The following is a 23501-nucleotide window of genomic DNA, read 5'->3' as shown; positions in this document are numbered from 1 at the left end:
ACTCTTCAGCAGTTTAACGGTATTATACTGGAAAAAACCTATTGCTTTGAGCCTATGGATGTTCGAGCGGCAGTTGCCCTAGAAGCGGGAAAACCCCTAACTATTGAAACGGTAAAATTAGCAGCACCGCAAGCGGGGGAAGTGTTAGTAGAAATCAAAGCCACGGGAGTTTGTCACACCGATGCCTATACTCTCTCTGGGGCCGATCCTGAAGGCTTATTTCCCTCAATTTTAGGCCACGAAGGGGCCGGAATCGTGGTAGAAGTGGGAGAAGGTGTCACTAGCCTAAAAGTGGGGGATCATGTTATTCCCCTATACATTCCCGAATGTCGTCAGTGCGAATACTGTCTCAGCTTTAAAACCAATCTCTGTCAAGCGATTCGTCTTACCCAAGGTCGGGGAGTAATGCCAGATGGAACCAGTCGTTTTTCCCTCGATGGTCAGCCTCTTTATCACTACATGGGAACCTCGACTTTTTCTAACTATACCGTACTGCCGGAGATTTCCCTAGCCAAGATTCGCCAGGATGCTCCCTTTGAAAAAGTCTGTTATATCGGCTGCGGAGTCACTACAGGTATCGGTGCGGTGATTAATACCGCTAAAGTGGAACCGGGGGCAAAAGTGGTGGTTTTTGGTCTGGGAGGTATCGGTTTAAACGTTATTCAAGGGGCCCGTTTGGTGGGGGCCGATATGATTGTCGGGGTCGATATCAATCCCCAGAAACAAGCTTTAGCGACCAAATTCGGGATGACTCATTTTGTTAATCCCCAAGAAATTGAGGGGGATTTAGTGGCCTATCTGGTGGATTTAACTAAGGGTGGGGCCGATTATAGTTTTGAGTGTATCGGCAATGTCCAGATTATGCGTCAAGCTTTGGAATGTTGCCATAAAGGTTGGGGTGTTGCCACTATTATCGGTGTAGCCGGGGCCGGCCAGGAAATTAGTACCCGTCCTTTTCAATTAGTCACCGGACGCGTCTGGAAAGGTACGGCTTTTGGTGGAGCGAGAGGTCGTACAGATGTACCAAAAATAGTCGATTGGTACATGGACGGCAAGATTAACATCGATGATTTAATCACCCACGTTCTACCTCTGGCAAGAATTAACGAGGCCTTTGACCTGATGCACCAAGGGGATTCTATCCGCAGTGTGATTACATTTTGAGCAGGGATAATGTTACCGAAAATGTCGGATGAATGCCCCCGCTACATTTTTCGACAAGATACTCACCTTTGCGGGGGATGAAATCCGACCAGAATATCAACGTCTCGACTTCGCTGGACGTTGACCCCATAGCACAATTTATACCAATTCTCTAAATGCCAACTACAGATAGAGCATCCAGGATATAACCTCGTTCAACAATTGAAACAATTACCTCTTTGTTCATTTCTTCGAGTCGTTGACCAATTAACAAACGTAATTCCTCTAAGTCTCTAGGTAGTTTCCATCTCAATCCTTTTTTTAGATATTGCCAAATCTGTTCAATTGGATTAGATTCTGGGCAATGTGGTGGCTGAAACATGAGAATAATGTTATCAGGTATTTTCAGGTTTTTTGACTTATGAAACCTGCCATTATCTAACTGTATTATCAAAATACTATCGGCAAAATATTCAGAAACTAATTCTAAAAATATTTGAAAACATTGACTGTTTAAATGAGTGAATTCGTAAAAAAAAATGCTCTCCTGTCTTCGGCTCTACCACCCCATAGATATAGGTTGCTTGAAATTGACCCTGCACTTTCCCGTAAGGTTTTACCCCTTTTGCTGTTATTTTTTACCCGCTGATTGTTTTCAGTCCCAGACGAGTTTCATCTTCACATAAAAAGCGAATTTTTCCTGTATTACTCATCATTTTTATCGCCACCCAACTCAGCATTGCCAAATTTTCTAGGAGTTTTTTTTTTAAAATCTTCTAACCTTTTTTCTGATTGTTCTAGGCTTTTTGGTCTAGCTATTTTTGGAGACGCTTTTAGCCGATAATATACTAATTTGTGACGGTTTTGTCCTTGGCTTCTCTCCCTAATTTTTCCTCTAACCATTTACAAATCTCGACCTGACTATCAAATCCTTCCTCTTCTTTTAATCTTTTTTCTAAGGCTTTTTCTGCCCACTGAGGAACTTTTCTTGGTCTTCCTGTACTGACTTTTTTAGACAATAATTTTTCTAGTCCTCCTTGACGATATTTTCCTAACCAATCTTGTACAGTGACTCTGTTTCTTCCTAGCATTTCGGTTGCTTCTGTCACCGTTTTTGCCTTTTTTGTCTTTAATCAGTACAATACTTGTATTCTTTCTTTTCCTGAACCAGTTTTTTCTTTTCTAAGCAGTTCCTTGAGTTCTGCTTCACTTTCAGATATTTCTATCTTATAAACTCCTGCCATATTTTTCCTTTAACTCTACTAATATGATATTCTACACTATCTGTCGTCCGATCTTGGAGAATTGGTATAAGTCAATAAACTAGATTTAATTTCATTGATTGATGTTAAAGGAAGCTGAGGTTTTAGTTGAGCTTTATTTTCGGTGGGGAGAAGGGAGGCAAAACCTTTAACCATGAGCTATTTCCTGATTAATTTTCATCAACAACAGTGAGACTAAGGCTAATGATAAATTATACAGAGGTAGCAGCGGCTAAGTCTGGGTACTGGCGGTGCAGGAGGGTGCTACAGCGAGTTCTCTACCCTATTTAGAAATCTTTGTCAAGTACAATTTATACCAAATTAGATGAACTTACCCTGCCTTGCCCATGCCTCATTCTGATGAAAACTGCTATAAATCCGTTGAGTATAGGCTACTGATGAATACAGGCACTCATGCACTCATGCACTCATGCAAAAGGGGGAATGGATAATCAGTCTTTAATAACCAGATTTAGGATCAATAGTAGTTTCTAGAATGAAGGTTTTTCGTCAAAACATCTTGGGGAATGTAAAAATATATGAAGGTATATAAAAATGTCTGGAATGTTGGAATATAATCAGGGCGAACCTCGGCTGTTAGGTCGCCTTATTCTGGAACAGTGAAAAAGGCTTGAAAAAGTTTAAGGTGAAGGAGCAGCCGGGGAATCCGATGGAGGTCGAGGTGACAATCAACCCCGATGCTTCATTGAAGAAATAATCAGGAAAGGCAAAAATTACCCATGATTTCCTCAGAAACATCAAAAAAAACACTATTAGCCCTGTTCCTAACCTTCGTAATTGCCTTCATGGCCACGTTTTGTCTGGGAGCAAACTCAGAAGTTTTAGCTGCACCCATAGCCGATCCTAGCGTTTGTCCTGCCACTCGAACCCTGAGTCCGTTCGAGAAAGATCTGCGTACCGCCCTTGGGGATAATTTGAATCCCAATGTTCTGAACTTTTCATCAGTTCCAGGACAATTATTGGCTTATGAAGGCTGTCCCGAAGAAATGGGGGCATGGTTATTATTACCCATGCCTAAAGAATCTGATCGGATGCAAGCAGTTCATGCTACTCTACTCCCTGATGGAAAAGTTCTAATCGTCAACGGGAGTAGTAACCGTAACCGATTTGAGAAGCTAGCTGATCGCAACCCTGCTGATGGAGTTGATCCCTATAAAGGGGAAATAATCTTTGAAAATGCCGTTTATATTCTTAAAGATGGGGTGGATACTCGCAACAGCCAAGTTGTTGATAACACCAGTCTTTTTGACCCAGAATTTGCCAACCCTCTGAACGGAAAATTTGGCAAAGAATCGCCTTTTTCCCGCATTTCTTCTCCTGTAGCGGAATGGGAGAAAGAACCTAACGATATCTTCTGTTCTGGTCATTTACAACTCCCTAATGGGGATGTTTTGTTTATTGGGGGTAGTCGCGTCTATTACCCCGGGTCACAATTTCAGGGGTCTAAACAAGCGAATATTTTTCATTCGGAAACGAAAACTTGGGCAAATCCCCATTTACTGAGCGATGGTCACTGGTATCCTACTCTTGTACCCTTAGCAGATGGAGCGATTGCGGCTTTTTCTGGTTTAGGAGCCAAAGATTTTGATCGAGTCAGTCCCATTTTAGAGATTTACGATCCTAACGCCAAGGGAACTCCTAACGAGTGGCAGCATATTGATATGTCCCAACTGCCTAATAGTCCCTTCAAGACAAAGATGAATTCCCAAACTTCAACGCGGGATTTAATCGATCTCTATCCGCGCATTTTCCCCACAAAAGATGGTCGTTTTTTGATCACAGGAGATGGGGGAGGGAAAACGCCTCTAACGGTTCATAAAAGTACCAATAGTTACTTTGTTAAGTTTAACAAAGATGATAAGGGCATCTATTCCATGACCTTTGAACACGGACCACAACGCCAAGCCACTTCTAAGGTTTATGGAACCGCTTCTCTCGATCCCAGTTCCGATAAAGGAGATGTCCTACTTTATGGAGGTATTATTGGCACCAATGATATCAGTTTTGGACCGGGTAAATATGCTATTCGTGGGGCGAGTATTCCCTCCAGTGTTGAGCGTTGGAGTGCGCCTGAACCAGGTACGGAAGGAGGAGGGGAATGGAAGATTGATGAGGACTTTTTAGCCCGCATTGATGAGGATATCCTGCAAAATAGTTCTAGTAACTATCAAAATCCCCAATATGAGTATGTCAAACAATCCTCTAACTTGGGTCGCTTTGGCAAACGGGCGATGGAACTAGCGGTGATTCTTCCCACAAAACAAGTATTAGTGGTTAATGGTGGTAACTATGCCGAACATTTTCCTGCTCATCATCCTATTTTATTGACTCCCAATGCTGCCAAAGAACCAATAAAATTTAACACCAAGTTGATGAACCCGGATACTCAACCCAGACTCTATCACAATACCGCTTTGCTGCTCCCTGATGCCAGCATTTTAGTGATGGGAGGGAATAATTCTCGGGCTGGTCGTTTTGTCGATAGTGGCAAGGTAGAATTAGATATCTTTGATGATTTCTTTGTCACTCCTAAAGGATTTACCTCTAATACTGCCGAGATTTATCAACACAGTATTTATTATCCTCCTTACCTGTTTGGTTCAAGTAAGCGTCCGGTTATTGACAGCGATATTAAAGAGATTAGTTACGGACAATCTCCCACTATTTCTGTCAGTAATGCTTCAGGTCCTAATACTAAAGATTCAATGGTACTGATCAAGGCGGGTTCTGTCACCCACTCCTTTGATAATGGACAGAGATTAGTGACTTTAGAGAAAACCTATACTGAGGATGGCAAAATTAGCTTTAAAGTCCCTGAAGATAAGCATTTCTCTCCTCCTGGTCACTATATGTTGTTTTATGTTAATCAAGAGGGTAAACCATCTGAGGGCAAGATCGTAAAATTGAGTTAAGCAGATGGGCATAGATGCCAAGCTCATCTTAAAACCTTGTCATGGCCAAGGGGAGGACACTGTAAATTTTCTGCCAATAACACCCCTTGGCCTTGACCCCCAAAAAATTGGCCAAGCAAACAAAGTTAACCTAACAAACTGGATGTAATCATGATTGATCTCAACAAAATCGTCGAAATTGATCCCCTAAACGATGAAGAATACCGAACCCTTGTGCAAGACTTACAAGGTAATATCATCAAAGGCAATGGACGGGAAAACGCTGTGCATCTATTCCTAAAATTCAAGGATGGGAAACAGGATCAGGTTAAGAAATGGTTAGGGGAATTTACCCGTAAGTATGTTACTTCAGCTTGGGCTCAAGCTTATGAGGCTGAAAAATATCGTGAAAAGCGCATTAAAGGAAGTGTATTTACTAATGTCTTTTTAACGGTTTTTGGTTATGAGTATTTGGGGTTAATTGGGGATGAATTGCCCTTCTCAGAAGACTTTTTTCTTGGGGGAATGAAAGATCCCAACAGTCAGATCGGATTTGCTGATCCTACGGTTGATAAATGGGACCCAGGTTTACAAAAAGACTGCCACTGTTTGCTCTTAATGGCTGATGATAATTTTCAACCCTTGCTGCACATTGTCAGAAGAGTGAAAAATAGTTTAATAGAAATCGCCGAAATTGTCCATCAAGACAATGGCTTTGTTCTGCGTAATGAAGACGGCAAAGTGATCGAGCATTTTGGTTTCCGAGATGGGGTGAGTGAACCTTTATTTGTTAAACGAGACATTGATAAAGAACGGGAGTCTAGTGATTTTTCTCAATGGGATCCTCGAGCCCCTTTAAGCCTTGCACTACTTAAAGATCCTTTTGGTAAAACCCCCGATAGTTATGGTAGCTATTTAGTCTATCGTAAACTAGAGCAAAATGTCCCCGGTTGGAACGACGATGTGGTCAACAAATTAGCTCCGGCCTTGAACTTAACAAATGATCCAGAGTTGGCCGGTGCTTATACCATGGGACGTTTTCAAGATGGAACTCCCCTAATTCTGAGTGATTCCCCCACGGACGATGATAGCAATAACTTTAATTATCTTAACGACAAAACTGGGTCTAAATGTCCCTTTCATTCCCATATTCGCAAGACTAACCCACGGGGAGATACAGGACATTTAATTGCGACGGAAGTTCCTCTAGAAGAAGAAAAAATGCACCGTATTGTACGTCGGGCTGTTAGTTACGGAGAACAAGACCGTCACGAAGCCAAAGAAACCGGTTCGGGTTTGTTATTCTTATGTTTCCAAAGCAATATTACCAATCAGTTTGCCTTTATGCAAAAGCGTTGGGCTAATACAGGAGGGTTTATTGAACAAGGTACTGGAACAGATCCCGTTATTGGTCAAGGGGGGCCGTTTACAGAAGGCTATAGTTGGCCGAAAACCTGGGGAAGTACAGAACGAATTCGGGCTGATTTTTCCCACTGGGTCACCTTGAAAGGGGGTGAGTTTTTCTTTACCCCTAGTCTGAGTTTTCTAGAATCCTTAAATGAAGATTCTGTCCCTCAAAAACGTTTGAAGGTCAAGCACAGTGGCAAAAACCTCAATCTTGCTGATCCTAGTGCAGGCCTCGAAACGAATGCTATTCAATCTACTTCCAGTCCCGATGATAGTCAGGTTTGGCTATTAGAAGAAGCTCAAAAAGGTTATTGTTTTATTCGCAATAAGCAAAGTGGCTTAGTTTTAACGGTGGAATCTGTCACAGGAGATGTGCAGAATGTTTACGCCACTATTAAACATGGTGGAGATGCCCAACTTTGGAAGATGATAGACAATGGCCAGGGTTACTATCACATTGTTTCTAAAACCAACAATAAAGTTTTAGATGTGACTGCTTCTAGTCAAGATGAGGGTGCTAATGTCATCGTCTTTTCCCAGAAAACCAGTGATCAAGATAACCAACTTTGGCAGTTAGAGAACGTCTAATATACAGCGTTTTGTGAATTAGTGCGGTGCACAGTAGCGCCGCACTTTCAGTTATCAGTGAAAAGCTTACATTAGGTTAAGAAATACTTGACAAAAGACTCTTAACTATATGTCTGCGCCAGTTTCCTTTCCCGAAATCTCGATCGCCGGTATCACGGAACCAATTATAGCGTTTTTCAGTCTGCTGAGGTACAAAAGTTATGGGTTTTAGGCACTCATGCAAGAGTCAAAAGGCTTCGGCCGTGATCTCAGCGTTCGACTGAGCGTTCGACTGAGCTCGCCGAACGTCCGAGAGCCGAACGGTTGAAGCATGAAACCCAAGGCCTGCATAGTTTACGCTACCGCTAACCCATCCTATAAATAATTGTGCCTCCCTACTTATTAACAATTCCTATCAAAGCTCTCTGACAGATTCTTACTGAGTATTTTTGAAAAATCAAGGCCAGTTGACAAAAGTTAAAATTTATCCGAGCATTTACACCTATTTTGTTAAGATATATTGCGGACTCCCTTAACTTTAGTCAAGAGAGGAGCTAAATCACCTAGTATTGCGTCCTTTTCAGTAACCAGTGAACAGTAACCAGTAACCAGTAACCAGTGATCAGTAACCAGTAACCAGTGACCAGTGAAAAGACATCAGGAAAGTGCTATTTAAAACTACTCACTTAATACTTCTTACTTAAAACTCAAATCTCATAACTGATGACTGATAACTGATAACTGATAACTACCCTAATAATTTTTAAATTTTATAACTTTAAGCAAATGCGTAATAGCGGACTCCTATCAAAAACCAAAGTCAAACTGAAACGGAAAAAAACGCTCACCTCGCCGACGCGGCCAGGGCCGAATAAATTACAGAATAAAATCAAAGATAAAGAGCGTCTAGTCGGTCGTCAGCGTCAGTCATGGCTAATTATGGGCTTAATTAGCATTGTCCTGCTAGGAGGAGTTGGCTCACGCTTGGCCTATTTACAACTGCAGCAAGGACAAATTAACCGAGAAAGGGCAGAAAATAACCGGATTCGCATTCTTCCCAAACCTCCAGTCCGGGGCAACTTATTCGATCGCAATGGCAAAGTTTTGGCCACGGCCCGCTTAACCCATGCGGCCTATATTTGGCCCAAATCCCAGCGTAATCCCGCTCAAAAACTCAATCTTGACCGTTTAGCCAGTATTTTAGCAATTCCCAAAAGCGACCTAGAAAAACGCATTAACGAAGCGGACGAAAACCCCTCCACCCTGATCCGCATCGCTAGGGGTTTAACTCCGGCCCAAATTATCGCCCTAGAGGAATACAAAGACGAATTAACCGGCATTGAAGTGGACGTGGAATCAGTGCGCTACTACCCCAATGGTAAAATCGGGGCGCATATTCTCGGTTATACTGGGGAACTAACCCCGGAGGAATATCAAGCCAAAAGACCCCAGGGCTACCGGTTGGGAGATGTCGTCGGTAAAATGGGTGTAGAAGCCGCCTACGAGTCAAAATTGCGGGGAGAATGGGGGGGAATGCAGTTAGAGGTCAACGGATCGGGACAAGTAATCCAAATTCTCGGCCAAAAAATTGCTAAACCGGGGCAAGATGTCACCCTGACACTAGATTTAAAACTCCAAAAAGCCGCCGAGGCCGCTTTAGGAAAACGCAAGGGTGCGATCGTGGCGATCGATCCCCGGGATGGTTCTGTGCGGGCCATGGTCAGTTATCCTAGTTTTGATCCCAATGTTTTCTCGGCCCCAATTACTACCGCCACTTGGAAAAAACTACAAGCGGAGGGCAACCCGTTTGTTAACCGCGCTCTGCAAGGATTCCCCCCCGCTTCCACCTTTAAAGTCGTCACTGCCACTGCTGGCATGGAATCGGGTAAATTTCCCCCCAATACGGTCTTAAATACCTTTGCCGCCCTTTATGTGGGGGGGACAGCTTTTGGAGAATGGAATCACGCCGGTTTTGGTCCGATCGGTTTTGTCCGGGCCATGGCCATGAGTAGTAACACTTTTCACGGTCAAATTGGTCGCGGGGTGGGGGGACCGACTTTAATTGCCACGGCTCGGCGCTACGGTTTCGGTCAGAAAACCGGGATAGAATTAGCGGAAGAAACCCCGGGGTTAATTGCCGATCGCGATTGGAAGCTGCGTAATTTTAAAAACTGGGATTGGTCTGTAGGGGATACGATTAATATGTCGATCGGTCAAGGATTTACCCTGGCGACTCCCCTACAGGTAGCTGTGATGTTTGCTGTCCCCGCTAACGGTGGTTTTTTGGTGAAACCGCACCTTTTACAGGATGCCCGGGATGTTAAGGAATGGCGAAAATCTTTGAACATGAAACCTAGCACCCTAGACACCCTGAGAAAGTCCCTGAGAGCCGTGGTAGCGGAAGGAACGGGGCGGGCCCTATCAGACCCCGCTTTACCGCCTGTAGCGGGCAAAAGCGGCACAGCAGAAGCACCTCCGGGCAAGTCCCACGCTTGGTTTGGAGCTTTCGCCCCTTTTGATAAGCCCGAAATTGTTGTGGTCGCCTTTGCGGAACATTCCGGCGGTGGTGGTGGTAAAGTGGCCGCACCTATGGTACGTCAGGTAATGGAGGCTTATTTTAATGTCAAGCCGAAAGAAGAAAAACCCCGGCCGAAGCCTTAGAGACTTGTGGCGGTAAGTGGCACACAGCGCACGGTAATTCCCGTGGCCGTGGCGATTTTTTCCGCCCAAATCGCCAATATTTCAGCGTTTACGGGTTTGAGAATTTGCATTCCGTCGCCCGCGCTGAGGGGATTATTACCACGGGTTTCTAATTGTCTTTGTCTTGCCCGGGGACGGGTCGGGGTGTTAAGTTGAATTTCATCCGGTTGTAGCTGTTGCATCAAATCGATGTATCGGTCTTGATCTTGGGGCGACCAAGAGGCCAGTAGCATGGTTTGAATTGCTAGTTTTCCCGACCATTCTTGGCGAAATTGTCTTAATCCCCACCAAAGAATCTGCCAATCCAGACCGGGGACCGGACGGTTAACCCGTCGCCATTGGGCCTCGGAAACAGCATCGATTTTAGCGGCGACGATATCAGCTTTGCTCAAGTCTTGACGCACTTGGGCATCTCCCAAAAGGGTACTATTGGTTAAGACCGCCACCGGCCGCTCGGTTATTTCCTTGACGGTGGCCAGTATTTCCCCTAAATTGAGGGCGAGGGTGGGTTCCCCGCTACCACTGAGAGTGACTATATCCACGTCCCAGGGGGCAAAGGCACTTAAATCCCTGCTAATTTGTTCGCTGGTGATAAAAATTCTTCGTTGCTCGGTTTTTTGCTCAATTTCTCCTAACTGACAGTAGGCACAGTTAAAGGAACAGGTGGAAACTAAACCAATCGGATCAATGCCCAGAGAGCTGCCGAAACGCCAAGAGGCAACCGGACCATATACGGAGCAGAAATAATCCTGGCGAGCAGTCATCGAACCTACCCAAAAAATACGGAGAGGGAGGGATTCGAACCCTCGGTACGGTCTTACGATTCGTACAACAGATTAGCAATCTGCCGCATTCGACCACTCTGCCACCTCTCCAAGATGACATTATTTTAGTCTAACATGAAAGGCCGATTTTTGGCAAGTAATTTTTGGGCAGTTAATCCCCTAAACGACCATCCTCCATATTGACAATGCGATCGGCGATGTCGAAAATCCGGTTATCGTGGGTGACAAGTAAAATCGTGCAACCTTGTTCTTTTGCCAATTTCTGCATGATTTCCACCACATTGCGCCCGGATTGTTTATCTAAGGCCGCGGTCGGTTCATCAGCGAGGACTAATTTGGGATGACTGACGAGGGCGCGAGCGATCGCCACTCGTTGTTTCTGTCCCCCAGACAAATTTTCTGGGTAATAATCGACTCGGTTTCCTAAGCCAACTGTTTCTAAGATCGCTTGTGCTTTGATGTCTAAATCTTCCTGAAGAAATTCTTCATGAAGTTCCAGAGATAAACGAACATTTTGTTTAGCAGTCAGAAAACTCATTAAATTATGTGCTTGAAAAATATAGCCAAGTTGTTTACGAAGCTGGGTTAATTGGTTTTTGCTTGCTCCATATATTTGTTGTCCCAAAATTTTGAGACTCCCTTCTTGAGCAGAACGTAATCCCCCCATCAGAGTTAGTAGGGTAGTTTTGCCGGAGCCGGAAGGACCTGTTAAGATGACAATTTCTCCTAGATTAATATTAAGAGTAATATCAAATAATACCTGTTTACGGAGTTTTCCTTCACCAAAATAGTGATTAAGAGAATTGATAGATATAACAGGTTCTAATGAAGTTACAGATTCAATTTGCAGCATTTCCATAGTTGTAACTATCCTCGAAACTAAAAAATATCCGCTGGGTCAGCAGAACGCAGTTTATTCATGGCGATCACTCCAGAAACAGCACACATAGTAATTGTCAATATTAATACCATGACAGCACGACTAACCTTCATCATAATTGGTAATTGAGTAGCACTATAACCAAGTCGATACAGTCCGATCGAAAAGAAAAAACCTGGAATATAACCTAAAATAGCTAATAATAATGAAGCCTGTATTAAGACACCGAGTAAGTAGCCATCACTGTAGCCCATAGCTTTCATAGTAGCATATTCTGGTAGGTGATCTGATACATCAGCATAAAGAATCTGATAAACAATTACAATACCAACAATAAACCCTACCATTACCCCTAATCCAAAAACAAAACCAATTCCTTGATCACTCGAATACTCAATTTCAGTTTGTGCTAATTGAGCAGGAGTAACTACTTTCACATCTTTGGGCAAATTAGCGGCGATTTGTGCTTGTATTTGTTGAAGATCTGCGCCAGATTTCAATTTAATTAATCCCATAGTTATATTATTATTTTTATGCTCAGGAAAGAGATTAAGAAAAGTCGAATCACCGGTAATGACATTTCCATCCGTGACAAAAGAAGCTCCTATATCAAATAAACCAATCACCTCTACATTCTTATCATTAAGCTGTATTTCTAGATTTTTTGACTGATTGAGCAACTGAGGAATTGTCCCGTATTCTGGCCGAGAGCCTTGGTCAAATAACACCCGATTTAAAAGTTTTAATTGTGACTGATTAGACTTAAGTGCTGGTAAAGGAAAAGGGGGGTTAATCGGATCAATTCCCCAAACCAAAATACTACGATTAATCTGGGTTTGAGGATTACGCCATTGAGCAAAACCGATATAAAGAGGAGTGACTGACTTGACTCCTTCATAAGCGAGAGTTTGTTGTAGTCGCTCTCTGGGAAATTCTTTAACTAAGTATAGGGTTTGAAACTGAGAATTAACTAAGACTAGATCCGCTTGTAAAAGCTGATGAGGTTTTGCTACCCCATCAAACAAAGCATCTAACATTCCCAATTGGAAAAACATAAGAATATCAGCAAAGGCAATTCCAGCGATCGCAACGCTAAGACGAATTTTTTCTTTCATTAGCTGAAGTAAGGCTAGGGGAGTTTTACGAAACAGTTTCTTGGGCATATACTGGCTCAATATTAAGGGTTTAAGAATTAGGATTGTCAACTTGTATTTCTACTTGTACTTGCAAATTAGTTAAGCTGGCTAACCGTTGACTATCTTGAGAATTGAGACGAATTTTGACTTCTATGACTCGGCGATCTAGGTTTTCTCCCGGTTGACTACTAAAGACATTTTGCCTATCGACCTGTAAACCAATTTGTGAGACAGTACCCTTTAATTTACCAGAAAAAGCTTGACTAGTAATGATAGCTTGTTGTCCCATTTTTACTTTATCAATATCAGTTTGATACACCTCTGCTACGGTTACCATATTATTAGTTTGTGCTAGTTCTACTAATCCAGAATTCCCAATTTTTTCGCCAACTCGCGTATGAATTTTGAGAATTTGTCCGTTAATAGGACTCTTGATATAAACTTGATTTAAGTTCGTTTGTGCTTGTTGTAAATTAGCCACAGCATTATCAACTTCTGCTTGCGCTATTTGTAGATCAACTGGACGAACTTCAGCCACTTGATTAAGGGTAGCTTTTGCTTGTTGAATTTGCTGTATTCCTGTTGCCTTAGTACGCTCTAAGTTAGCTTGAGCTTCGGCGATCTGTTCTTGATAAGTGGTAATAATACGTTGTAGATCTGCTTGCGCTTCTTTGAGACTTTCTTGCAGGGTTTTTTGATTGAGACACTTACTATCATAATCAGAACTAGATACGACTCCATCTTGATATAACATCTGATAACGTTGACATTCAGTTTTAGCATTTTCTAGTTCTGCTTGTAAACGAGCAATTGTCGCTTTTTGTGTGGCTTTTTCTCCCTGTAACTGTGCTTGTAATTTGGCTATGGTTGCTTTTTGTTCCCTAGTTTGTCCCTCTAAATCAGCTTTAGCCTTTTCTACCGTCGCTTTTTGAGCATTAATCTCTCCAACCTTTGCCCCTGCTTTAACTTGAGCTAGACGCGCTTGAACTACTTTTAACTGTTCTTGATTTTGTTTAACTACTGATTGTAAACGGTTACGAGAATCTAAAATCGCAATTACTTGTCCTGTTACTATTTTATCTCCTTCTTTAACTAATAATTGTTCTATGCGATCGCCATCTAAAGGCAAGGGAGCATCTAGACGGATAACTTCACTTTCCGGTTCTAATCTTCCTAATGCTGCTACTTTGGTAATAGGGGGCGTTGTTGCTTTTGATTCAGAGGGCGATGAATTATTCCATCTGAGGGGGAAAACTTGATAAACTACCCCCACACTGGTGATAGTTGTAGCAGCAATAGCAATGGCTAAAATCCAGCGTAAAGGATGATAATACTTGGATAATGAATCATTTTTCATAGCTATTTCTTCGGTCTTGTCTTTGTTGTGGATAGGTGTTAACCATCAAAAGATATGGTTTTTCACCTAAATAGTTTTACCAAAAGTAGGAGCAAACTGCATCTTCTAGACCCTGTGTAAGTCCTAATATTCTTTAACAGTCGCCATGTGAAGATAGCTAAATCGTTAGCCATAAGCCAGATAGAAGTTTTTCTTCCATCTGGTATCTGGCCAAGTTTTTTTGAGTTCTGTTTAATTCTTGATGGCTACTACAGTATAGTCATCTTTCACCTCTCAATTGATACAGTTCAAGAACAGACAGAAAAAAGAACTAAACAACAATGGAATAGAGGGCAAAACAGAATAACTATTAGCTTTGAATCTTTTTCAACTCATCAGCAACAGCTTCAACTGTAAACTGAATTTGCTCCTCGCTATGGGTACAACTTATAAAAAAGCGTAATCTTGCGGTATTCTCCGAGACAGCCGGATAAATTAATGGCTGAACATTAATTCCACGATGGAAAAGAGCCTCAGAGAGTTGGATACACTGCAACGAGTTACCAATAATCACCGGGATAACTGCTGAATCTTGACTTAGTCCTGTATTAAGTTCATGCTCTTGAGCTAACTTCAGGAATAGTTTGGCTCGTTGGGCTAAACGTTCTACACGCTCAGGTTCTGAATTTAATAATCGAATGGCAGCTAAAGCGGCGGCTGCATTAGGTGGGGAAATACCAACACTATAGACAAAACTGGGAGCAGTATATTTGAGGTATTCAACCAGAGCTTTATTACCGGCAATGTACCCACCACAACTAGCTAAGGATTTACTTAAAGTCCCCATCCACAAATCAACATCGGTGGGGTTAACTCCGAAATATTCCCCAATACCATGTCCTGACTTACCAAGTACACCAATAGAGTGGGCTTCATCAATCATAAGGGCAGTTTTATAACGTTTCCTCAGTTCAATAAACTGAGGTAAGTTAGGAATATCTCCATCCATGCTATAAACCCCCTCAATAACGATTAAAGCTTGTTGATGACTGGCTCTTTTTTCTTGCAGAATTTTTTCTAAAGCTTGCCAATCATTATGGGCAAAAGAGAATAAACTTGCTCCTGAATGGAGGCAACCTTGGATAATGCTATTGTGACTGAGTAAGTCACATACAATTAGGTCATTTTTGTCAAAAAGATGACTAATAGTAGCGACATTGGTAGAGTGACCTCCAACATAGACTAAAGCATCCTCAGCCCCTACTAAGTTAGCTATTTCCTGTTCTAATTCCCGGTGAATGGGTTTTTCTCCAGAAATTAAACGACTAGCTGAAACAGAAGTTCCGTAATGATCAATAGCTTCTTTAGCGACTTGAGAAACCTTGGGATCTCCCGACATCCCAAGATAGTTATAACTTGAATAGTTAATCAGTTCTTGCCCATCAATTTTTGTCGTATTTTTAGCAATTCCCTGATTAATTTTAAAGTAGGGATTTTTAAAACCAATAGCTTCCAGTTGGATGATTTGCTGTTTCATTTTTTTGTATACTGGACGCTCAGTAAAGTTGGAAAAATCAACTAAATCAACTGGAGATGAATTGGCTTTTTCGGTTTTCCGCCGCAATTGTTCGATAAGTTGAAGCTTTTGCTGAGAGGAAAGGTTAGTTAGAGTTTGTTCAATGTTAGTAGTCATCGGCGATCTCCTTAATTAGATAATAGGGAACTTAAAAGAATATCTATTTCTCCATCAGTTAGCTGATTGAGTTGAGTTAATATCTCCTGAGAAATTTGCTCATCATCGTTCTTTTGGGGAACAGGGATAGAGGAAAAGGTTGCCCTTAATTGTTCATCCACAAAGATAGCTACATTAGTAACAGTAACTTCTTCAGCCAACTTAGTGAGGGGAATATCAATTCCTAAATCCACACTTAATTTAGTTCTCATTTCAACAGCCATCAATGAGTCAAACCCCAAAGTTTGCAGTGGCGGATCTAGATTGATTTGCACAGACTCAATTCCAAGAATTTTAGCAACTATACTTTGAAGATATGCTATTAACAGAAGTAAGCGATCTTCATTACTCGAAGCTTTCTTCCACTCGGACACAACCGAATATTTAGATGCTGGTAATCCCGTTAATGGTTGGTTCAAGTTAGGGTTTTGTGGTCGCCAGACTATTTCATATAACCAGTTTTCTGTCTCCTCTTTTTGCACAACTTGCCCCAGTTTTTGAGAACTAATACGCTTAACTGATAATCCTTGAATTTCGGCAAGCAGTACCCCACTGTCATCAAATAAGTCCACATCTGCGGTGATGGTTTGGGAAGGCTCAGAAGAGTCTTGATTTAACTTAACTCTACTCCATAGATGAAGGGGTACAGAACCATAGACTTGATATTGCTTTAAACCCACAGGTAGGTAAGCATCGCCAGAGTCTTCTCTTGATAAAGCCGCCCCTAATACTTGTAAACTAGCATCCAGTAAAACGGGATGTAATTTGTAGTTACAAGCTTCATTAACTAAGGGTTCTGGTAACTGAATCTGTCCGAGAGCCATTCCTTCATACTGCCACAGGTCTGTAATGGCTTGAAAACTTGCTCCGTAGTCCATTCCTCGTTGTTGTAATTGTTGATAATAATCTTCAACATTTACGGATTCAAGAGAATCAATTGATAAGTTTTCTAAGTTGACTGGACTGGGTTGAGTAATATCTGTTACTTTGATAATTTTACCCAAAGTATGAAGTGTCCAAGAATCGCCAACAGGATTAAGACTAAAGATTTCAAAGGTATAAGTCTGGGAATCTTGAGGAGTCAGAATTAACTCGATAGTTTTCACCGGATTTCCATCTAAGAACAAGGGATGTTCAATCCTCACATCTTCTATGCTGATGGAGTCGGATTTAAAAACATTTATCCCGGCGACAAGAGCTATTTCTAAGTAAGCGGTAGCAGGAAAAATAGTGGTTTCTTGAATCCGATAGTGTTGAAGATAATTGGGACAATCTTGACTGATTTGAGATTCAAAGATAATTGGTTTTAGTGGCAAATGTAACCGTTTTCCTATTAAAGGATGAAGATGTCCATTGCCATTGCTAGAGTATAACTCAAATTGCTGAGTACCCTGAGGATTGTTGTGAGAAATATGTCCTTTACCATTGGTTGACTCAACTCTTGTAGTGGAGCAGTCGGACAATATACTGCCATGGCAATACAATTGTCGGCTAAATTGATAAGTTGGCAGACTCAAACGATGATAGGAATAATCTTTTGAAAATCCAGTCCAATTTACAGGTGTTCCTTTAACATATAATTCTGCCAAACTTTGTAACATTTGTTGCCAATCTGATTTTCTAGATCGCAAACTTGGCAACCATACTCCCTTGCCTTCTGGAATACAATGACTTCCCATTCCTATTAAAATGGGTTGGGGACCAATTTCTAGATAAACCTCATAACCGTGGCTCGCTAGTGTATTCATTCCTGCGGCAAACTCTACGGTCTGGCGAATATGATTTACCCAATAAGAAGGCGTAGCTATTTCGGCTGTCGCTATTTTACCAGTGACATTAGAAATTAAGCTAATATTTGGTTTTGAGTAGGTGATTTCTCGGGCAATTTTGGCAAACTCGGCCAATATTGGCTCCATCAAAGGTGAGTGAAAAGCATGAGACACTTGTAAGGTTTTTGTCTTCACCCATTCGGTATCTAAATTAGCGACTACTGCATCAACGGTTTGACTGTCCCCAGAAATAACAATGCTAGATGGCCCATTAATAGCAGCGATAGAAACCTGTTTTTCATAAGAAATAATGGCACGTCTGACAGTTTCTTCGTCGGCAGTAACTGCTACCATTTTACCGTTAGACGGTAATGCTTGCATTAAACGACCTCGATAAGCGATGAGTTTTAACCCATCTTCAAGACTGAACACCCCGGCAATGCAAGCGGCCACATATTCTCCTACACTATGACCCATAACTGCACTAGGTTCAATACCCCAAGATTTCCATAATTGAGCGAGTGCGTATTCTATGGCAAATAAGGCGGGTTGGGTGTAAGCTGTTTCATCTATGGGTGAGTTCTCTCCCTCTTGAGGATAGAGAATAGATAGCAAAGGTTTGTCTAAATAGATACTAAGAATCTCTTGACAGTGTTCAAGGGTTCTACGGAAAGTAGGTTGAGTCTCATAAAGTTCCCGGGCCATATTGATATATTGTGACCCCTGACCTGTAAAAAGAAACGCAATTTTCTGGTGCTTCTGGTGCGATAGTTCACCAGTCAAAATTCCCCCAGCTTCTTTGCCCTCAATAATAGCCTCTAACTGGGATTGTAATTGAGTTAAAGACTCAGTTTGAATAGCTAAACAATGATGAAAATGCGAGCGCCCCACATCAGCACTAAAGCAAAAGTCTTGTAAGTTGATTTGCGGATTTGCTTGAAGATAATTGTGATAACTTGATACTAATTCTCGCAAAGATGACTTAGTTTTAGCGGTAATAGTCAAGATAGCAAGAGATGGTTCATGTTGCTCTTGCTCCAAGGTTTCTGGAACAAATTCTTCTAAAATAACATGAGCATTAGTGCCACCAAAACCAAAAGAAGATACCCCAGCTAATCGCCCTTTTTTACCCTTTTTCCAAGGCTGTAATTGAGTAGGAATAGATAAGGAAGTTCCTTCTAGAGAAATATAAGGATTGAGTTTTTGCAAATGAAGGTGAGGAGGAATTTCACGATTTTGTAAAGCGAGGCAAACTTTAATCAGTGCGGCAATTCCTGCGGCTGCTTCGAGATGACCAATATTAGTTTTTACAGAGCCGATCCAACAGGGCTGATCTAATTGACGATCCTCCATTAATACTTCTTTGAGAGCATTAAGCTCAATCGGATCCCCTAAAGATGTACCTGTACCATGAGCTTCCACGTAGCTAATATCTTTGGCGCTTACCTGAGCTTTGGCTAAGGCTTTTTTAATAACAGCTTGTTGAGCTTGTTTATTGGGTGCAGTTAGTCCATTACTGTGACCATCTTGATTAACTGCTGAACCGCGAATAATTGCATAAATGCGATCGCCGTCTTGAATAGCCTCCTCTAGGCGTTTGAGGATAACCACCCCACAACCTTCGCCCCTTACATAGCCATTAGCACTTTCATCAAAGGTTTTACAGCGACCATCAGCGGCTAACATCCCTGCTTTTGAGAAATTAATAGTTAATTGGGGAGATAGCAGCAAATTTACCCCAGCTGCTAATGCGAGATGACATTCCCCATCTGTTAAGCTCTTACAAGCTTCGTGGACAGCAACTAACGAGGAAGAACAGGCCGTATCTATAGCTAAACTAGGCCCATGGAAATCTAGAAAATAAGATAAACGATTAGCCGCCACACAAAAAGCGTTACCCGTGCCATAGTAAGTGCCTATAGACTCATTATCTTTAGATAACAAGCGAGCATGATCATCACTACTGATGCCAACAAATACACCTGTTTGACTCCCTGCTAAAGTTTCGGGGGCAATACAAGCATTTTCGAGAGCTTCCCAACTAACTTCTAAGAGAAGTCTTTGCTGGGGATCCATTTCCACTGCTTCCCGAGGTGAGATGCCAAAAAATTGAGGATCAAAATCATAAACATTATCTAAAAATCCACCATTTATGGGGTTTAAATTGCCCAGTTCTTGATGATTCCATCTTTGAGAAGATAATTCTGTTATTGCATCCCCTCCTTGGCGTAATAGTTGCCAGAATGCGTCTGGAGATTTAGCTTGAGGAAAACGACAGCCAATACCGATAATAGCGATCGGCTCATTTTGAGGTTGTGATGAGGTTTTTTGAGCGACTGTGGATGAAGTTGTAGCTAGAGCTTCAGAACTTAATCCATTTAGGGCTAAATAGTGAGCAACCGCATGAATGCTAGGATATTCATAAACCAGCATAGGAGATACACTTTTACCCAGCCATTGCTCAAGCTCTCCCGAAAGACTTACTGCCGCTAAAGAACTCAGTCCATAACTTGCTAAGTCTTGTTGAATATCTATTTTTTCTGGTGCTATTTGCAAGATCTCTGCAACTTTTTTAATTAGCCACTCTTCAATTGCTTCTTGAGTATCGGACACAATTTGATTCTGACTGACCTCAGAGAATTCTTCAACAACCTGATAACTTTTGACTTGTTTTAGCAGAGAGTTAATATCTGATTTAAGCTGCTTAAATCCATTCTTATGTTCAGGATTTTTACTCCAATCCCCAATCACATTAAGAGTTCCTGCTAGAAAACTAGCTCGGCAAGCTTGACGTTGAATCTTGCCACTAGATGTCTTGGGAATACTTGCTGTTTTCAGCAGTACCACAGCATAAACATCTAGTTGATGTTCTTCGGCAACAGAGCGAATAATTTGCTCAATTACCGCTGGTGAGTCTAATTTACGCAGATAGCTTCGTTCGACTTCTTGAACAACTACTAGCCTTTCTTGACCAGCAATTTCCACTGAAAATACTGCTCCACACCCTTGCCGCAATCCCGGGTGACTTTTTTCGACGGTGGATTCAATATCTTGAGGATAATGATTACGTCCCTGAACAATAATTAAATCCTTGAGTCTTCCTGTGATAAATAACTCACCAGCCAGTAAAAATCCTAAATCTCCTGTCCGCAGAAATGGCCCAACCTGGGTATCAGCTAAATAAGCTTTGAAAGTTTCTGCTGTCTGTTCGGTTCGATTCCAATAACCCTGAGCTACACTATCACTAGATACCCAAATTTCTCCTATTTCCCCATCTCGACATTCAGTTAAAGATTCAGGATTCACAATTACAATTTTTTCTGATAACCAAGCGTGACCACAACCAACTAATAATTGAGCATTCGGGTGTTGAGAGTTAATAGTAACGGCACTATTTTCTAAAAGAGCTAATTTATCAACTGCTGCAATCACAGGAGATTGGCTTTTAATTCCCCCCGATACAAATAGAGTAGTTTCAGCCATCCCATAACAAGGATAAAATGCCTCTCTCTTAAAACCATAATCAGCGAAAGTATTAGCAAATTTTTCTAAGGTAGCCGCTCGAACAGGTTCGGCCCCAGTAAAAGCTACATCCCAACAACTTAAATCCAGATTTTCTCGCTCTTGAGGTTTAATTTTATCAGCACATAATTCGTAAGCAAAATTAGGACCGCCACTACTGGTAGCGTTGTAGCGAGAAATAGCCTGTAACCATCGGAGCGGTTTTTGGATAAATGCTTCTGGAGGCATAATCACACAAGGAAATCCGACGTATACTGGTTGTAATACGTTACCAATTAGTCCCATATCATGGAATAGTGGCAACCATCCTACACCAATAGTTTCGCTTGTATGTCCAAAGGCAGAAGCAATCAGTTTTTCATTATAAAGTAAATTTTTATGACTAACCATAACTCCCTTAGGCATACCTGTGGAACCAGAAGTATATTGTAGGAAAGCTATGTCCTCTAAAGAAAGATTCGGTTTTTGCCAGTTTTCTGCTTGCTTATCCGGGATGTTATTAGTAGCTAGGCAAGGTACTGTTATTAACTCAGGGTCACTCGAAAATTTTTCCTCAATAGTATTTAATAAGGATGTAGTAGTTAAGGCCAGTTTGGCTTGGGCATCTTTAGTTATTGCTTGTAGTCGAGAGAGCTTTTGATTACGTCGGGGAGGATAAACGGGAACGGCAATAACACCCGCGTATAAACAGGCAAAGAAAGCAATGATAAATTCTTCCTCCGATGGATAGAGCAATAAAGCTCTTTCTCCCGGAGACATTTGTAACTGAAGTTGAGCCGCCAAAGCTTTTGCTTTTTGCTCTAATTGCTGATAAGTCAGTCTGGCGGTTTCTGTTTCTCCATTAGCCAAAAAGATATAAGCTGTTTGCTCGGCTTGCTGCAATGCTCTATGGTTCAAGATATCTACAAAAGTAGAAATGTCCTGAAAAATTTCGCCTTTAGATTTTGATTCTACAGATAAACAAAGCATTTTTTCCTCTACAACTGATTTCTGAAGTTCTTTTAACATAAAACTAATTACAGGGCAATCGCACGCACTTCAACATAACCTGACAATTGAGAATGGCAAAAAGTTTTGCTGATACAGGGTTTTGGGTTTTGACCGAATATTTGCTTTAGTATTGCTTACGTCAGGTTTATGACTGTTTCGTTACAAAGCAAAAGTCTGAAACGTTTGCATGGTCAATGGTTGAGGCCAAGCTGTATCTGTCAAGAGGTCTTTTTATGCGATTACCCTATCCCTCCTCTGGGTTCACTTTACCTAAACTCAATAAAGACTGCTTACTGTTTTTTATTTTTACCGCTCCTATTTTTATCTTAGCGGCTTACCCTAAGTAAAAATACTCAGTTAAACAAAATTTAATTATTTAATTGTCAAGTCCAGTAGTAATTTTGTAACCGTTCAGGAGAGGTGTCAAGCCGCCAGTGGCATTGACTCTGTGGAAGGACTCTCTTGGGACAGCAGAGAAGGAGAAGCACTGCCTTTCTTTCCCAGGGGCGCGAATCGCTTCGGTCATAAGGTTCTAAGCACAATTAATTACACATCTGAGCCGTCAGCCGTCAGCTTTTTCAGTGATCAGTAAACAGTGATAATTAGGGTTTGCGGCAAAAAGTTTTTCTTGGGGGCAGGGTGTGGGGTGTAGGGTTTTACCGATTTTCAGGTGGTCAACTACCTAATTTTCAGGGAAAAAGTACCTGAATTTTCCCCCTGATCACTCCCAGTCCAGTACTTTTTGATTGACAAAAAGTCTAAAAGTCTTACCCAACAAGGTTTTTAGATTTATTCAGCCAACCCTAATTACTATAGATGGAAATCGGCTGTCCCTTTGCCTGTATGCTAGAAAGAGGAGCTAATTCGTTATTGAGCGAGCTTTTTCGCAAGGATTGACAGTATGGGTAATATTCACGATCAGTTATTAGAGGAATTAGCCGAAGTGGAGTGGAGTGACTTGATCCCCCATGCTCAAAGGGATGCGCTGATCCTGGTTTCCGATTCCCTCAATTTAATCGAAGTGGCAGAAGCGATCGCCGGTGATCAGGTTGCTCAAGTGCAGAATTGGATCGGGGAAAAACTACTGGAAAAACCGACACAGGAGCAATTAAGCGATTGGAATTCCCATCCCGATAACCTTTTTAATACACTAATCGTGCAACCTTTTGTGTTAATTCAGACCATAGCTTAGATAAAACCAAACCCCCCAATCTGGTGAGATTGAGGGGTAGGAAAGAATAATCCTGGCATCGAGCTATTGTCCCGGTCGGCAACCCGACAAGTATCTTGGCCACGGTGAAGTTTCACAACCGAGTTCGGGATGGAATCGGAGTGGTGCCATCACGTTAAAGACACCAGG

The 23501-nt window shown here is 41.7% G+C and carries 13 protein-coding genes, 1 tRNA gene and 1 rRNA gene; 5 read left to right on the top strand and 10 right to left on the bottom strand.

The features are described from left to right. Window positions 1–54: 54 nt before the first annotated feature. The gene (locus tag O9295_RS20860; protein ID WP_288035042.1) at window positions 55–1164 is read left to right on the top strand and encodes an S-(hydroxymethyl)glutathione dehydrogenase/class III alcohol dehydrogenase; all 1110 of its coding nucleotides are present in this window, start codon (window positions 55–57) and stop codon (window positions 1162–1164) included. 151 nt (window positions 1165–1315) lie between these two features. Here the strand turns inward: O9295_RS20860 and O9295_RS20855 are convergent, their stop codons facing one another. Both O9295_RS20855 and O9295_RS20850 read right to left on the bottom strand, forming a co-directional pair. Beyond that, window positions 1316–1639, bottom strand: coding sequence for a transposase (locus O9295_RS20855; RefSeq protein WP_288035050.1), 324 nt, complete (start codon window positions 1637–1639; stop codon window positions 1316–1318). Window positions 1640–1991: 352 nt separating this feature from the next. Then, window positions 1992–2252, bottom strand: coding sequence for a helix-turn-helix domain-containing protein (locus O9295_RS20850; RefSeq protein ID WP_288035041.1), 261 nt, complete (start codon window positions 2250–2252; stop codon window positions 1992–1994). 893 nt (window positions 2253–3145) lie between these two features. On the opposite strand from O9295_RS20850, the gene O9295_RS20845 reads away from it, so the two are divergent. The 3 genes from O9295_RS20845 (at window position 3146) to mrdA (ending at window position 9952) form a co-directional block, all read left to right on the top strand. Then, window positions 3146–5338, top strand: a complete 2193-nt coding sequence (locus O9295_RS20845; protein ID WP_288035039.1) for a galactose oxidase early set domain-containing protein — start codon at window positions 3146–3148, stop codon at window positions 5336–5338. 150 nt (window positions 5339–5488) lie between these two features. Further along, entirely contained in the window at window positions 5489–7312 is a 1824-nt protein-coding gene (locus tag O9295_RS20840) for a Dyp-type peroxidase (RefSeq protein WP_288035038.1), read from the top strand. A 765-nt stretch (window positions 7313–8077) separates the two neighbouring features. Beyond that, window positions 8078–9952: a penicillin-binding protein 2 gene (mrdA, locus tag O9295_RS20835; protein ID WP_288035037.1), complete on the top strand. Its 1875-nt coding sequence runs from the start codon at window positions 8078–8080 to the stop codon at window positions 9950–9952. Here mrdA and O9295_RS20830 read toward each other — a convergent pair. From O9295_RS20830 to O9295_RS20800, 7 genes are all read right to left on the bottom strand, one after another. Continuing rightward, window positions 9949–10755 (bottom strand): radical SAM protein, encoded by an 807-nt coding sequence (locus O9295_RS20830; protein ID WP_288035035.1) that lies wholly within the window; start codon window positions 10753–10755, stop codon window positions 9949–9951. The genes mrdA and O9295_RS20830 overlap by 4 nt on opposite strands. A 19-nt stretch (window positions 10756–10774) precedes the next feature. Further along, window positions 10775–10866: transfer RNA gene (locus O9295_RS20825), tRNA-Ser, on the bottom strand. A 61-nt stretch (window positions 10867–10927) separates the two neighbouring features. Further along, window positions 10928–11635 carry a DevA family ABC transporter ATP-binding protein gene (locus O9295_RS20820; RefSeq protein WP_069473818.1) on the bottom strand — a complete coding sequence of 236 codons (708 nt, stop codon included), beginning with the start codon at window positions 11633–11635 and terminating at the stop codon, window positions 10928–10930. Window positions 11636–11655: 20 nt separating this feature from the next. Beyond that, window positions 11656–12819 carry an ABC transporter permease DevC gene (devC, locus tag O9295_RS20815; protein WP_288035032.1) on the bottom strand — a complete coding sequence of 388 codons (1164 nt, stop codon included), beginning with the start codon at window positions 12817–12819 and terminating at the stop codon, window positions 11656–11658. 22 nt (window positions 12820–12841) lie between these two features. Further along, a complete protein-coding gene (locus O9295_RS20810) occupies window positions 12842–14149 on the bottom strand; it encodes an ABC exporter membrane fusion protein (RefSeq protein ID WP_288035030.1) in 1308 nt (435 codons plus the stop codon). A 349-nt stretch (window positions 14150–14498) separates the two neighbouring features. After that, window positions 14499–15821 carry an aminotransferase class I/II-fold pyridoxal phosphate-dependent enzyme gene (locus O9295_RS20805; RefSeq protein WP_287630468.1) on the bottom strand — a complete coding sequence of 441 codons (1323 nt, stop codon included), beginning with the start codon at window positions 15819–15821 and terminating at the stop codon, window positions 14499–14501. An 11-nt stretch (window positions 15822–15832) separates the two neighbouring features. Next, entirely contained in the window at window positions 15833–22159 is a 6327-nt protein-coding gene (locus tag O9295_RS20800) for a beta-ketoacyl synthase N-terminal-like domain-containing protein (protein WP_502846518.1), read from the bottom strand. An 883-nt stretch (window positions 22160–23042) separates the two neighbouring features. On the opposite strand from O9295_RS20800, the gene O9295_RS20795 reads away from it, so the two are divergent. Then, window positions 23043–23333, top strand: a complete 291-nt coding sequence (locus tag O9295_RS20795) for a DUF2288 domain-containing protein (RefSeq protein WP_287630466.1) — start codon at window positions 23043–23045, stop codon at window positions 23331–23333. 50 nt (window positions 23334–23383) lie between these two features. On the opposite strand, the gene rrf is transcribed toward O9295_RS20795, so the two are convergent. Beyond that, window positions 23384–23501, bottom strand: a 5S ribosomal RNA gene (gene rrf, locus O9295_RS20790).

It is taken from the genome of Microcystis sp. LE18-22.4A (assembly GCF_027531105.1).
GTDB lineage: Bacteria > Cyanobacteriota > Cyanobacteriia > Cyanobacteriales > Microcystaceae > Microcystis > Microcystis aeruginosa.
Note: the sequence above shows the minus strand (reverse complement) of the source record. Positions and strands in the feature narration are given on the sequence as shown.

Coding starts and splice junctions, on each gene's coding strand:
- O9295_RS20860 (WP_288035042.1), top strand. CDS start 55: ATGGATGTTCGAGCGGCAGTTGCCCTAGAAGCGGGAAAACCCCTAACT.
- O9295_RS20845 (WP_288035039.1), top strand. CDS start 3,146: ATGATTTCCTCAGAAACATCAAAAAAAACACTATTAGCCCTGTTCCTA.
- O9295_RS20840 (WP_288035038.1), top strand. CDS start 5,489: ATGATTGATCTCAACAAAATCGTCGAAATTGATCCCCTAAACGATGAA.
- mrdA (WP_288035037.1), top strand. CDS start 8,078: ATGCGTAATAGCGGACTCCTATCAAAAACCAAAGTCAAACTGAAACGG.
- O9295_RS20830 (WP_288035035.1), bottom strand. CDS start 10,755: ATGACTGCTCGCCAGGATTATTTCTGCTCCGTATATGGTCCGGTTGCC.
- O9295_RS20820 (WP_069473818.1), bottom strand. CDS start 11,635: ATGGAAATGCTGCAAATTGAATCTGTAACTTCATTAGAACCTGTTATA.
- devC (WP_288035032.1), bottom strand. CDS start 12,819: ATGCCCAAGAAACTGTTTCGTAAAACTCCCCTAGCCTTACTTCAGCTA.
- O9295_RS20810 (WP_288035030.1), bottom strand. CDS start 14,149: ATGAAAAATGATTCATTATCCAAGTATTATCATCCTTTACGCTGGATT.
- O9295_RS20805 (WP_287630468.1), bottom strand. CDS start 15,821: ATGACTACTAACATTGAACAAACTCTAACTAACCTTTCCTCTCAGCAA.
- O9295_RS20800 (WP_502846518.1), bottom strand. CDS start 22,159: ATGTTAAAAGAACTTCAGAAATCAGTTGTAGAGGAAAAAATGCTTTGT.
- O9295_RS20795 (WP_287630466.1), top strand. CDS start 23,043: ATGGGTAATATTCACGATCAGTTATTAGAGGAATTAGCCGAAGTGGAG.